The organism is Shigella flexneri 2a str. 301, assembly GCF_000006925.2.
Taxonomy (GTDB): Bacteria; Pseudomonadota; Gammaproteobacteria; order Enterobacterales; family Enterobacteriaceae; genus ECMA0423.
The window spans coordinates 1,831,096-1,843,763 of sequence record NC_004337.2; the positions used below are offsets into that span (position 1 = coordinate 1,831,096).

Sequence of the window (12,668 nt, forward strand, 5' to 3'; positions counted from 1 at the left end):
ATTGTTCACCCGTTTTCAGTACGTTACGTTTCACTGTAAGAATGGAGATTGCCCATCCCACAATCCTGGTCTAAGCCTGGAAAGGATCAATTTTCATCCGAACGTTCCTGACAGGAGAAAACCATGAGTAAAGTTGGTATTAACGGTTTTGGTCGTATCGGTCGACTGGTGTTGCGTCGTTTACTTGAAGTCAAAAGCAACATAGACGTTGTCGCTATTAATGATCTTACTTCCCCAAAAATTCTCGCCTATCTGCTGAAACATGATTCAAACTATGGTCCGTTCCCCTGGAGCGTTGATTTTACGGAAGATTCACTTATCGTTGATGGGAAAAGTATCGCGGTTTACGCCGAAAAAGAGGCTAAAAATATTCCGTGGAAAGCGAAAGGGGCAGAAATCATTGTCGAATGTACTGGCTTTTATACCTCCGCCGATAAATCGCAGGCGCATCTTGATGCTGGTGCGAAGAAGGTGTTGATTTCCGCTCCTGCCGGTGAAATGAAAACCATCGTTTATAACGTTAATGACGACACTCTGGATGGCAACGACACCATTGTTTCCGTGGCGTCATGCACCACTAACTGCCTTGCGCCGATGGCCAAAGCCTTGCATGACAGTTTCGGGATAGAAGTCGGCACGATGACGACCATTCATGCCTATACTGGCACCCAGTCACTGGTGGATGGCCCGCGTGGTAAAGATTTACGTGCTTCACGCGCAGCGGCAGAAAATATCATTCCCCACACTACGGGGGCGGCAAAAGCCATTGGTCTGGTGATCCCGGAACTGAGCGGCAAACTGAAAGGTCATGCGCAACGCGTGCCGGTGAAAACAGGTTCGGTCACTGAGCTGGTGTCCATTCTCGGAAAAAAGTGACTGCCGAAGAGGTGAATAACGCACTTAAACAAGCAACCACCAATAACGAGTCATTTGGTTATACCGATGAAGAAATAGTCTCTTCCGATATCATTGGCAGCCATTTCGGTTCAGTGTTTGATGCCACGCAAACGGAAATTACCGCCGTGGGCGATTTACAACTGGTGAAAACGGTCGCCTGGTACGATAACGAATATGGCTTCGTCACGCAGCTTATTCGCACCCTCGAAAAATTCGCTAAACTCTGACGCGCACAGGCGGAGGAAAAAACCTCCGCCTCTTTCACTCATTAAGACTGTAAATAAACCACCTGGGTCTGCAGATATTCATGCAGGCCATGTTTACCATCTGCGCCGCCAATACCGGATTTACGCCATCCGGCGTGGAAACCTTGCATAGCTTCGAAGTTTTCACGGTTGATGTAAGTTTCACCAAACTTCAGCCCTTTAATGGCTTTCATCGCGACGTTCAGATTTTGGGTATAGATTGATGAGGTCAGGCCGTAATCACTGTCATTAGCCATTGAGATAGCATCTTCCAGCGTGTCAAATGCGACAACTGGCAGCACCGGGCCAAAGGTTTCCTCATGCATAATCGACATTTCCTGGCGAACATCCAGCAGCAATGTCGGCGGATAATAATATCCTTTCCCCTCTACCGCTTTGCCACCCAACGCCACTCTCGCCCCTTCTTCTACTGCGCGCGCCACTTTTTGCTCAACCCTTTCCAGCGCCGCGGCGTTAATCAACGGCCCCATCGCAATGTCGTTGCGTTCAGCGGGGTTACCAAATTGAACCGCCTGCAACGCTTCACCCAGCAGATTGACGAACTGATCATAAATGCCTTTCTGTACATAAACACGTTCTGCACAGTTACACACTTGCCCACTATTAATGACGCGTGAATCAACGATGGCTTTGACTGCCAGTTCAAGATCGGCATCGTCCATTACGATAGCCGGTGCTTTACCACCCAATTCCAGACACACTTTGGTGATGTTTTTCGCCGCAGTCGCCATGATCTTCTCACCTGCAGAGACGCTGCCTGTCATACTGACCATTGCGACCTTTGGGTTACCCGCCAGTTCTTGCCCAACGGTTTCACCACGCCCCAGTACAAGGTTAAACACGCCGCGCGGAAGGCCTATTTCATCGACGATTTTGGCGAATGCAATCGCATTGTTTGGCGTAAATTCACTGGGTTTAATGACGATGGTATTACCGGTCAAAAGAGCGGGAGCCATTTTGCGGGCAATGAGGAAGAACGGAAAGTTCCACGGCAGAATGCCGGTAGTCACACCAAGCGCACGTTTAAACAGAAGAATATTTTCTCCCGGACGATCGCTTTGAATAATCTCGCCCTCGTAACGCCGTGCCCACTCCGCCATGTAATCGATATAGTCGGCAGTAAAAGCCACTTCGACTTCAGCTAGCTGCTGGATCTTGCCCCCTTCTTCAACAATCAGCGCACTGATTTCACTGGCGCGTTCGCGGATCCCGGCGGAGATTTTGCACAACCAACTGGCGCGTTCAATAGCAGGCAACGCTTCCCATTCTGGTTGTGCACGTTCTGCTGCATCGATTGCCTTACGGGCATCCTCGGCCTGACCATCGGGTATGCGGGAAATGACAGCCTCTGTAGCAGGGTTTACCACATCAATCCATGCGTCTCCACGCCAGGTAACAAACTGTCCATCGATATACATAGGATGTTGAACGGGTACTGACATGGGCGACTCTTGTGATTTATATGTTTGTTTTCGGTGAATATATTGTTAATTAACATCAATCATCAGAGAGACGGCATCGGGAAAGGACAAGTCTGTGGAGGGCTTCATAAAAACAAGTGTAAAAGGAATAAAAGGCAGAAATAAAAGTCAGGAGTCATGCCCGTTTGCAAACAAGTGGTTCACAAACGGGCAATTTTTAACGTAACGAGCGACTTTCCATCGCCTCGATGAGCACCGCATCATGTTTCAGCGTTTGCCATGCATGGATGACTTCTGCCGGAAAATCAACGTGAACGATAAAATCTCGCCCGCGGGGACCGTAGCCATCGCTATCATCGTGTAAACGCGGCAGCTCGCCAGTGAGTAGTGAGAGATAACGCTCAACCGGCCATAATCCTTGTAACTGATTAATAAAGATTACACTGTCTGCGTTATTTCCTAACTGAGGAACGAATCCGGGATAACTTAACCAGCGTGGTGCATCGGGATTGTCCCCGGTCATACGGCGGAACGTTGCCATCGTGCGCCGCTGCATGGTGGGGTCCTGTACAACGATAGCCGTATGAACTCGTTCTACGGCCTGATTCAATAGCGTGATGCTAAAGCGTGCGTTTTCACCGCAGTTTGTTGACTGGTCTTCAATCCAGATTTTTTCATGCGGAATATGCCAGAACTGATGAGCGATATCCACCAGGATGGTCGCTTCTGCTCTGCCAGTGGTGCGGACTGAGGTAGCCTGAGTTTAACGGACACTCCTTCCTGAAATAGAATGGCATCAGAAGGAGCTAATAATGAGCAGAAAAACCCAACGTTACTCTAAAGAGTTCAAAGCCGAAGCTGTCAGAACGGTTCTTGAAAATCAACTTTCGATCAGTGAAGGCGCTTCCCGATTATCCCTTCCTGAAGGCACTTTAGGACAATGAGTTACCGCCGCCAGAAAAGGGCTCGGTACTCCTGGTTCCCGCACGGTGGCTGAACTGGAATCTGAAATTCTGCAACTGCGTAAGGCGTTAAATGAAGCTCGCCTTGAGCGCGATATATTAAAAAAAGCAACAGCGTATTTTGCACAGGAGTCGCTGAAAAATACGCGTTAATCGAACAATGGCGACAACAATTTCCCATTGAAGCGATGTGTCAGGTATTTGGTGTATCCAGGAGCGGTTATTGCAACTGGGTACAGCATGAACCCTCAGACAGAAAACTGAAGTGGCACACTGAATTTGGCCACCTGAACAGAGGTGATATGCTCACCTCAGAACAACACAGGTGCTCCAATGAAAAAAAGAAATTTTAGCGCAGAGTTTAAACGCGAATCCGCTCAACTGGTTGTTGACCAGAAATACACGGTGGCAGATGCCGCCAAAGCTATGGATGTTGGCCTTTCCACAATGACAAGATGGGTCAAACAACTGCGTGATGAGCGTCAGGGCAAAACACCAAAAGCCTCCCCCATTACCCCGGAACAAATTGAAATCCGTGAGCTCAGGAAAAAGCTACAACGCATTGAAATGGAGAATGAAATATTAAAAAAGGCTACCGCGCTCTTGATGTCAGACTCCCTGAACAGTTCTCGATAATCGGGAAACTCAGAGCGCATTATCCTGTGGTCACACTCTGCCATGTGTTCGGGGTTCATCGCAGCAGCTACAGATACTGGAAAAACCGTCCTGAAAAACCAGACGGCAGACGGGCTGTATTACGCAGTCAGGTACTTGAGCTACATGGCATCAGCCACGGTTCGGCCGGAGCAAGAAGCATCGCCACAATGGCAACCCGGAGAGGCTACCAGATGGGACGCTGGCTTGCTGGCAGGCTCATGAAAGAGCTGGGGCTGGTCAGCTGTCAGCAGCCGACTCACCGGTATAAACGTGGTGGTCATGAACATGTTGCTATCCCTAACTACCTTGAAAGGCAGTTCGCCGTGACCGAGCCAAATCAGGTGTGGTGCGGTGATGTGACCTATATCTGGACGGGTAAGCGCTGGGCGTACCTCGCCGTTGTTCTCGACCTGTTCGCAAGAAAACCAGTGGGCTGGGCCATGTCGTTCTCGCCGGACAGCAGGCTCACCATGAAAGCGCTGGAAATGGCATGGGAAACCCGTGGTAAGCCCGGCGGGGTGATGTTCCACAGCGATCAGGGCAGTCATTATACGAGCAGGCAGTTCCGGCAGTTATTGTGGCGATACCAGATCAGACAGAGTATGAGCCGGCGCGGAAACTGCTGGGATAACAGCCCAATGGAACGCTTCTTCAGGAGTCTGAAGAACGAATGGATGCCGGTGGTGGGTTACGTAAGCTTCAGCGAGGCAGCTCACGCCATAACGGACTATATCGTTGGATATTACAGTGCACTAAGACCGCACGAATATAACGGTGGGTTACCCCCAAACGAATCGGAAAATCGATACTGGAAAAACTCTAACTCGGTGGCCAGTTTTTGTTGACCACTTCAGAACAAAGTGATGAGCGGCTAAAACTGGAGATTAAGGTGGCACATATCCGCACTCGCGAAACATATGGAACCCGGCGGCTCCAGACGGAGCTGGCAGAGAATGGCATCATCGTTGGTCGTGACCGACTGGCACGTCTTCGTAAGGAGCTGAGGCTACGCTGTAAGCAGAAACGCAAGTTCAGAGCGACTACGAACCCGAACCACAATCTGCCAGTTGCGCCAAATCTGCTGAACCAGACGTTCGCTCCTACAGCACCAAATCAGGTCTGGGTGGCGGACCTGACGTATGTTGCCACACAGGAGGGATGGTTGTACCTCGCTGGCATCAAAGATGTTTATACGTGCGAAATTGTCGGCTACGCCATGGGAGAGCGCATGACAAAAGAGCTGACAGGTAAAGCCCTGTTTATGGCGCTCAGGAGCCAGCGCCCACCTGCCGGGCTAATCCACCACTCTGATCGAGGTTCACAGTACTGCGCATACGATTACCGGGTCATACAGGAGCAGTTTGGTCTGAAAACATCAATGTCGCGTAAAGGTAACTGTTACGACAACGCTCCGATGGAAAGCTTCTGGGGAACGCTGAAAAATGAGAGCCTGAGCCACTATCGTTTTAATAACCGGGATGAAGCCATCTCAGTAATACGGGAATACATTGAGATTTTCTACAATCGTCAGCGTCGTCACTCTCGTCTGGGGAATATCTCCCCGGCAGCCTTCAGGGAAAAATATCATCAGATGACTGCTTAAAAAAAGAACAAATGGTAGTGTCCGCTATTGCCAGTACACCTCACTTTTAAGGAAATGCTGTAGATAAACATTATTCATCTTGCAGCTGAGAATTGTATTTTTCTGAATTCCTGAATTTTTGTCCTTACCGTTTTAGAATTAATAAAAAACCCGGCGCTAAATGCTTACCGGGTTTTAGATTTATTAGGCAAATAGCAGGGTTAACCGCTAATCTGCTCCATCGCCTGCAAAATACGCTTATCTGAAATCGGATAAGGCGTACCAAGTTGTTGAGCGAAGTAACTAACGCGCAGCTCTTCTATCATCCAACGGATCTCTTTCACGTCTTCATCCTCACGACGTGCAGGCGGCAGTTTGTTGATCCATTGCTGCCACGCCTGCTGGACGTTTTCGACTTTCAGCATCTGTGCACGATCGCGATGTGGATCAACCGCCAGTTTTTCCAGTCGTTTTTCAATCGCCTGCAAATATCGCAGCGTGTCGCCCAGCCGTTTGAAGCCGTTACCAGTGACAAAACCGCGATATACCAACCCGCCCATCTGCGCTTTAATATCAGAAAGCCCCAGTGCCATGGTCATATCCACCCGCCCTTTCAGACGTTTGTTGATATTGAACACCGCAGTGAGGATTTGCTCGACCTGCTTCGCAATATCCACCACCGTGTCATTCAGTTCGGCGCGCACTTTTTCATGCAGCGCAGCAAAGCCTTCTTCCGTCCAGACCGGGCCACCATTGGCGTCGATCAGTTGATCCACACCGCAGGAGATACAGTCGTCGATCAGCTCCAGCACTTTGCCATACGGGTTAAAGTACAGCCCCAGCTTGGCTTTGTTTGGTAACTTCTCATGTAAATACTTGATCGGCGAGGAAATATTTAGCAGCAGTAGACGGCGAAGACCATTCCACATTGCCTGTTTTTGCTCCAGCGGGTTATCAAACAGTTTGATCGTCACGCTGTCGCGTTCATCCACCAGCGCCGGCCACGCCTTCACTTTATAGTTGCCACGCTTCTGTTCGTAACTTTCCGGCAGCTGACCAAAACTCCAGATATGTAAGCCGCTCTGCTCGATACCGTCATCCGCCACCGCGGACAGCGTTTCCTGCACTTTGCCTTTCAGCGCATCTTTCAGATCTTGTAGCGAGCGCCCTTCTTTTAGCTTCTTGTTTTTGTCATCCACCACGCGGAAGGTGATTTTCAGGTGATCGGGCACCTGATCCCAGTGCCAGTCTTCGCGGTCAACGGTAACGCCGGTCATCCGCCGTAACTCGCGCTCAAGGCTGTCGAGCAACGGTAACTCCAGCGGTGTGACGCGGCCTAAAAACGCTTCGGCGTAGTTTGGTGCAGGCACAAAATTACGGCGTACCGGTTTCGGCAACGATTTAATCAGAGCAATCACCAATTCGCGGCGCAGACCGGGGATCTGCCATTCAAACCCGCTTTCCTCAACCTGGTTAAGTAACGGCAGCGGAATATGTACGGTCACACCGTCCGCGTCCGCGCCTGGCTCAAACTGATAGCTCAAACGCAGCTTGAGATTGCCCTGATGCCAGAAGTTCGGGTAATCCAGCTTGCTGATTTTTTCCGCCCCTTCTTTGATCAACATGCTCTTTTCAAAGTTGAGCAAATCAGGCGTTTCGCGGCTGACTTTTTTCCACCAGCTATCGAAGTGACGAGCGGAGATTACATCGTGGCTGATGCGCTGGTCGTAGAACTCAAACAGCGTTTCGTCATCAACCAGAATATCGCGGCGACGTGATTTGTGTTCCAGCTCTTCCACTTCGGCCCGCAGTTTCAGGTTTTCACGGAAGAATGCGTGACGCGTCTGCCAGTCACCTTCCACCAGAGCGTGGCGAATAAAGAGTTCACGACATAACGCCGAATCGATCTGGCTGTAGTTGACCTTGCGCGCAGCAACAATCGGCAAACCATAAACAGTGACTTTTTCCGTTGCCATCACCGCGCCCTGCGCCCGTTCCCAGTGCGGTTCGCTGTAGGTGCGTTTAATCAAATGCTGAGCAACGGGTTCTACCCATTCCGGGTCGATACGCGCAGCAATGCGCCCCCACAGGCGGCTGGTTTCTACCAGTTCCGCCACCATTACCCATTTCGGCGGCTTTTTGAATAAACCAGAACCGGGGAAGATGGAGAAACGCGCGTTACGTGCACCGGTATATTCCTGTTTATCGGCATCTTTCATGCCGATATGGGAAAGCAAACCGGTCAGTAAGGCGATGTGAATTTCACGATACTCCGCCGGTTCGCTGTTGACCGGAATGCCAAGTTCTTTCACCACCTGGCGCAACTGGGTGTAGATATCCTGCCATTCGCGCACGCGCAGATAGTTGAGGTAATCGGTACGACACAGGCGACGGAAGGCGTTGGAAGAAAGCGCCTTTTGCTGCTCGCCAAGATAATTCCACAGATTTACAAACGCGAGGAAGTCGGATTCTTTGTCGTGGAAGCGACGATGTTTTTCGTCCGATGCCTGCTGTTTGTCCATCGGACGTTCGCGCGGATCCTGGATGGAGAGCGCGGACGTGATAATCATCGCCTCACGCACGCAGCCATGTTTTTGCGCTTCCAGCACCATACGCGCCAGACGTGGGTCGACAGGCAACTGCGAGAGCTGGCGACCGAGCGGCGTCAGTTTATAGGCGCTGGCCTGTTCATCCGTGGTGATCGCGCCCAGTTCTTCGAGCAGACGCACGCCATCCTGGATATTGCGTTTATCCGGTGCTTCGACAAACGGGAACGCAGCGATATCGCCCAGCCCCAGCGCGGTCATCTGCAAAATAACCGAGGCCAGGTTGGTACGCAGAATCTCCGGATCGGTAAACTCCGGGCGCGAGAGGAAATCGTCTTCGGAATAGAGACGAATACAGATCCCTTCGGACACACGACCACAGCGGCCTTTACGCTGATTGGCAGACGCCTGCGAAATGGGTTCAATCGGCAAACGCTGCACTTTGGTGCGATAGCTGTAGCGGCTGATACGCGCTGTACCGGGGTCGATGACGTATTTAATCCCCGGTACGGTCAGCGAGGTTTCCGCGACGTTGGTCGCCAGCACAATGCGCCGTCCGCTGTGCGACTGGAACACGCGGTTCTGTTCGCTGTTCGAAAGCCGCGCATAAAGCGGCAAGATTTCGGTATGGCGTAAGTTCAGCTTGTTCAGCGCATCGGCGGTATCGCGAATTTCCCGCTCGCCGCTCATAAAGATCAGAATGTCGCCGGGGCTTTCCTGGCTTAGTTCGTCTACGGCGTCAAAAATCGCCTGCAACTGATCGCGCTCGGTGTCATCGGCTTCTTCAACAATCGGGCGATAGCGCACTTCCACCGGATAGGTCCGACCGGAGACTTCAATAATCGGCGCATTATTAAAGTGGCGCGAAAAGCGTTCCGGGTCGATAGTCGCGGAAGTGATAATGATTTTTAGGTCAGGACGCCGCGGCAGCAACTCTTTCAAATAGCCGAGCAGAAAATCGATATTCAGGCTGCGTTCGTGCGCTTCGTCAATAATGATGGTGTCGTACTGCATCAGCAGGCGGTCTTGCTGGATCTCCGCCAGCAGGATCCCGTCGGTCATCAGCTTGACCATCGTGTTATCACTTACGTGATCGCTGAAACGCACTTTGTAACCGATGCAACCGCCCGGCTCCGTTTTCAGCTCTTCCGCAATACGGTTGGCCACCGTTCGTGCCGCCAGGCGACGCGGCTGGGTATGACCGATCAGCCCTTTAATACCGCGCCCCAGCTCCATACAGATTTTCGGTAGCTGAGTCGTTTTACCGGAGCCGGTTTCCCCGGCGACGATCACCACCTGGTGATCACGAATCGCTTCGAGTATGTCCTGTTTTTTCTGACTAACCGGTAAATTGTCAGGATAAGTGATTTCCGGTCGTGCCGCTTCACGCAGCAGGACTTTCCCTGCCGCCTGGTCAATCTCTTTCGCCATCTCCTGGAAAATGGCCTGTTGTGCATCAGGATTTTTAACCTTCTTAACACAATGCAGACGGCGAGAAAAACGCAGTCTGTCGCGCAGCATCAGCGAATCCAGCCGCTGTTGCAAGGCAGTAAAGGTCAATTTTTGTTGTTCTGTCATAACGTTAGTGGGCAGTAGTCTGCCTGATTAATTTTCTTTTAAATGATAGATATAGAGTACCACATCGCGGCTTTCTATGCGTTGTTCAATAAATTCGAACATAGACTTCGATTTATTGCGCGATCTCTGTGGCAGGATTGTGAATAAAGTGTCAGCAAGCAACGGGGCATCGTCCATTCAAACATCTATAAGGAAACACCATGAGCAAGGTATTAGTTCTTAAATCCAGCATCCTGGCAGGGTACTCTCAGTCTAATCAGTTGTCCGATTATTTTGTTGAACAATGGAGCGAAAAGCACTCCGCTGATGAAATCACCGTTCGCGACCTAGCTGCAAATCCGATTCCGGTACTGGATGGCGAACTGGTTGGCGCTCTGCGTCCGAGCGATGCGCCGCTGACTCCGCGTCAGCAGGAAGCTCTGGCGCTTTCCGATGAGCTGATTGCCGAGCTGAAAGCCCACGACGTTATCGTTATTGCGGCACCGATGTATAACTTCAACATCTCAACTCAGTTGAAAAACTATTTTGACCTGGTTGCACGCGCAGGCGTTACTTTCCGCTATACCGAGAACGGTCCGGAAGGTCTGGTAACGGGTAAAAAAGCCATCGTTATTACCAGCCGCGGTGGGATCCACAAAGATGGACCAACGGACCTGGTGACGCCGTATCTGTCCACGTTCCTCGGCTTTATCGGCATTACCGATGTGAAATTTGTCTTCGCCGAAGGGATCGCATACGGTCCGGAAATGGCAGCGAAAGCACAGTCTGACGCAAAAGCAGCCATCGACAGCATTGTTGCTGCATAACCGGACACGGTCTTGATGTGGACTGTAGATATTCAGTCCACATCTCAATCCACTTACCTGTTTTCCCATAATTTCAACATCGCTTTGTGCTCTTCCTTAAGCACAATATGCGAGCGTCTGGCTCGAATAAAGATAATCGCTTCATCAACTGTTTTACAGTGTCCGTAACATAACAGCCATGCCGCCACTACCAGCGCACTGCGCGATAATCCCAATGCGCAATGGACCAGAACGCTGCCTTGCTCTTCGCGTAATGTTTCCAGCATCGCCACGGCCTGTCGGAGCTCCCCCTCTTCCGGAACCACCAGATCCAACATCGGTACACAGAAATAGAGTCGATCTTTTGTCGCTCGTCCACGAGGGAATTCAAAGGTGACGTCCAGAACCGCATTCTGTGCCGGAATATGTCGTGGAAACGCCCTTAAATAAACACCAGCAGTCATTTTGCTCACCGGCTCCAGGCGACGACAAAACCAACGCATAGATAGCCACATCCCGATGCGCCAGGGCAATGTCAGCCAGTAAACGGCGGGCGGGAGTTTCCCCTGACTATCTTTCCCTGTTGTTATCGCGCCAAGCCCACCGCACCCACGGCCAATAATGAGTAGCGATAATACTGGCCAACATAACCAGACTGACCACCATAACTGAACCATCATCATTAGCTCCATCAACACAATGCACGCGCCTACGACATATGAGGTAGCCTGAGTTTAACGGACACTCCTTCCTGAAATAGAATGGCATCAGAAGGAGCTAATAATGAGCAGAAAAACCCAACGTTACTCTAAAGAGTTCAAAGCCGAAGCTGTCAGAACGGTTCTTGAAAATCAACTTTCGATCAGTGAAGGCGCTTCCCGATTATCTCTTCCTGAAGGCACTTTAGGACAATGGGTTACCGCCGCCAGAAAAGGGCTCGGTACTCCTGGTTCCCGCACGGTGGCTGAACTGGAATCTGAAATTCTGCAACTGCGTAAGGCGTTAAATGAAGCTCGCCTTGAGCGAGATATTTTAAAAAAAGCAACAGCGTATTTTGCACAGGAGTCGCTGAAAAATACGCGTTAATCGAACAATGGCGACAACAATTTCCTATTGAAGCGATGTGTCAGGTATTTGGTGTATCCAGGAGCGGTTATTACAACTGGGTACAGCATGAACCCTCAGACAGAAAACAAAGTGATGAGCGGCTAAAACTGGAGATTAAGGTGGCACATATCCGCACTCGCGAAACATATGGAACCCGGCGGCTCCAGACGGAGCTGGCAGAGAATGGCATCATCGTTGGTCGTGACCGACTGGCACGTCTTCGTAAGGAGCTGAGGCTACGCTGTAAGCAGAAACGCAAGTTCAGAGCGACTACGAACCCGAACCACAATCTGCCAGTTGTGCCAAATCTGCTGAACCAGACGTTCGCTCCTACAGCACCAAATCAGGTCTGGGTGGCGGACCTGACGTATGTTGCCACACAGGAGGGATGGTTGTACCTCGCTGGCATCAAAGATGTTTATACGTGCGAAATTGTCGGCTACGCCATGGGAGAGCGCATGACAAAAGAGCTGACAGGTAAAGCCCTGTTTATGGCGCTCAGGAGCCAGCGCCCACCTGCCGGGCTAATCCACCACTCTGATCGAGGTTCACAGTACTGCGCATACGATTACCGGGTCATACAGGAGCAGTTTGGTCTGAAAACATCAATGTCGCGTAAAGGTAACTGTTACGACAACGCTCCGATGGAAAGCTTCTGGGGAACGCTGAAAAATGAGAGCCTGAGCCACTATCGTTTTAATAACCGGGATGAAGCCATCTCAGTAATACGGGAATACATTGAGATTTTCTACAATCGTCAGCGTCGTCACTCTCGTCTGGGGAATATCTCCCCGGCAGCCTTCAGGGAAAAATATCATCAGATGGCTGCTTAAAAAAAGAATAAATGGTAGTGTCCGCTATTGCCAG

General features: G+C 50.7%; 11 protein-coding genes, 1 pseudogene and 6 other annotated features (2 of these 18 only partly in view). Of the genes and pseudogenes, 8 read left to right on the forward strand and 4 right to left on the reverse strand.

The annotated features are described in order from the left end of the window. Positions 1–123 precede the first annotated feature (123 nt). Complete coding sequence (locus tag SF1795) at positions 124–876, forward strand: glyceraldehyde-3-phosphate dehydrogenase (protein ID NP_707657.1); 753 nt, start codon at positions 124–126, stop codon at positions 874–876. Beyond that, a complete protein-coding gene (gene gapC, locus SF1796; protein ID NP_707658.1) occupies positions 873–1,124 on the forward strand; it encodes a glyceraldehyde-3-phosphate dehydrogenase in 252 nt (83 codons plus the stop codon). The genes SF1795 and gapC overlap by 4 nt, the downstream gene beginning before the upstream one ends. Positions 1,125–1,165: 41 nt before the next feature. On the opposite strand, the gene aldA is transcribed toward gapC, so the two are convergent. Beyond that, positions 1,166–2,605 carry an aldehyde dehydrogenase gene (gene aldA, locus SF1797; protein NP_707659.1) on the reverse strand — a complete coding sequence of 480 codons (1,440 nt, stop codon included), beginning with the start codon at positions 2,603–2,605 and terminating at the stop codon, positions 1,166–1,168. 196 nt (positions 2,606–2,801) lie between these two features. Further along, positions 2,802–3,331, reverse strand: a sequence feature (Similar to Escherichia coli K12 conserved hypothetical protein gi: 1787683 (267 aa). BLAST with identity of 98% in 176 aa. This CDS has been truncated. The sequence has been checked and is believed to be correct.). Beyond that, a pseudogene (gene ydcF / locus SF1798) lies at positions 2,802–3,331 on the reverse strand. (Overlaps the previous feature by 530 nt.) A gap of 1 nt (position 3,332) precedes the next feature. Continuing rightward, positions 3,333–3,807: a mobile genetic element (partial), on the forward strand. Continuing rightward, positions 3,808–5,056 (forward strand) — a mobile genetic element. Between ydcF and SF1799 the strand changes: the two are divergent. The 3 genes from SF1799 to SF1801 all read left to right on the forward strand — a co-directional run bounded on the left by SF1799 (position 3,880) and on the right by SF1801 (position 5,806). Then, complete coding sequence (locus SF1799; protein NP_707660.1) at positions 3,880–4,182, forward strand: insertion sequence element IS911 transposase InsN; 303 nt, start codon at positions 3,880–3,882, stop codon at positions 4,180–4,182. Its footprint overlaps the feature before it by 303 nt. Beyond that, entirely contained in the window at positions 4,209–5,048 is an 840-nt protein-coding gene (locus SF1800; protein NP_707661.1) for an insertion sequence element IS911 integrase core domain-containing protein, read from the forward strand. Its footprint lies within the feature at positions 3,808–5,056. A 1-nt stretch (position 5,057) precedes the next feature. After that, positions 5,058–5,849, forward strand: a mobile genetic element (partial). Beyond that, positions 5,093–5,806, forward strand: a complete 714-nt coding sequence (locus SF1801; protein NP_707662.1) for an insertion sequence element IS600 integrase core domain-containing protein — start codon at positions 5,093–5,095, stop codon at positions 5,804–5,806. It overlaps the preceding feature by 714 nt. 157 nt (positions 5,850–6,006) lie before the next feature. Here the strand turns inward: SF1801 and hrpA are convergent. Beyond that, positions 6,007–9,852: an ATP-dependent RNA helicase HrpA gene (gene hrpA, locus SF1802; RefSeq protein NP_707663.2), complete on the reverse strand. Its 3,846-nt coding sequence runs from the start codon at positions 9,850–9,852 to the stop codon at positions 6,007–6,009. A 257-nt stretch (positions 9,853–10,109) separates the two neighbouring features. On the opposite strand from hrpA, the gene acpD reads away from it, so the two are divergent. Further along, positions 10,110–10,715 (forward strand): azoreductase, encoded by a 606-nt coding sequence (gene acpD / locus SF1803; protein NP_707664.1) that lies wholly within the window; start codon positions 10,110–10,112, stop codon positions 10,713–10,715. Positions 10,716–10,768: 53 nt separating this feature from the next. Here the strand turns inward: acpD and SF1803a are convergent, their stop codons facing one another. Next, positions 10,769–11,377 (reverse strand): phosphatase, encoded by a 609-nt coding sequence (locus SF1803a; protein YP_008439255.1) that lies wholly within the window; start codon positions 11,375–11,377, stop codon positions 10,769–10,771. Continuing rightward, positions 10,769–12,668 (reverse strand) — a sequence feature (Similar to Escherichia coli K12 enzymes gi: 1787679 (431 aa). BLAST with identity of 98% in 850 aa. This CDS has been disrupted by insertion. The sequence has been checked and is believed to be correct.) (it continues 654 nt past the right edge of the window). Its footprint overlaps the gene before it by 609 nt. Then, positions 11,414–12,668: a mobile genetic element, on the forward strand (it continues 9 nt past the right edge of the window). (Overlaps the previous feature by 1,264 nt.) Here SF1803a and SF1804 point away from each other — a divergent pair. Next, the gene (locus SF1804; protein NP_707665.1) at positions 11,478–11,780 is read left to right on the forward strand and encodes an insertion sequence element IS600 transposase; all 303 of its coding nucleotides are present in this window, start codon (positions 11,478–11,480) and stop codon (positions 11,778–11,780) included. (Overlaps the previous feature by 303 nt.) Beyond that, complete coding sequence (locus tag SF1805) at positions 11,816–12,634, forward strand: insertion sequence element IS600 protein (RefSeq protein NP_707666.1); 819 nt, start codon at positions 11,816–11,818, stop codon at positions 12,632–12,634.

What these genes read in the sequence shown, in the direction of transcription:
- hrpA (NP_707663.2), bottom strand. Translation starts at nt 9,852, where the DNA reads ATGCTGCGCGACAGACTGCGTTTTTCTCGCCGTCTGCATTGTGTTAAG.
- SF1799 (NP_707660.1), top strand. Translation starts at nt 3,880, where the DNA reads ATGAAAAAAAGAAATTTTAGCGCAGAGTTTAAACGCGAATCCGCTCAA.
- SF1805 (NP_707666.1), top strand. Translation starts at nt 11,816, where the DNA reads ATGTGTCAGGTATTTGGTGTATCCAGGAGCGGTTATTACAACTGGGTA.
- acpD (NP_707664.1), top strand. Translation starts at nt 10,110, where the DNA reads ATGAGCAAGGTATTAGTTCTTAAATCCAGCATCCTGGCAGGGTACTCT.
- SF1795 (NP_707657.1), top strand. Translation starts at nt 124, where the DNA reads ATGAGTAAAGTTGGTATTAACGGTTTTGGTCGTATCGGTCGACTGGTG.
- aldA (NP_707659.1), bottom strand. Translation starts at nt 2,605, where the DNA reads ATGTCAGTACCCGTTCAACATCCTATGTATATCGATGGACAGTTTGTT.
- SF1803a (YP_008439255.1), bottom strand. Translation starts at nt 11,377, where the DNA reads ATGATGATGGTTCAGTTATGGTGGTCAGTCTGGTTATGTTGGCCAGTA.
- SF1804 (NP_707665.1), top strand. Translation starts at nt 11,478, where the DNA reads ATGAGCAGAAAAACCCAACGTTACTCTAAAGAGTTCAAAGCCGAAGCT.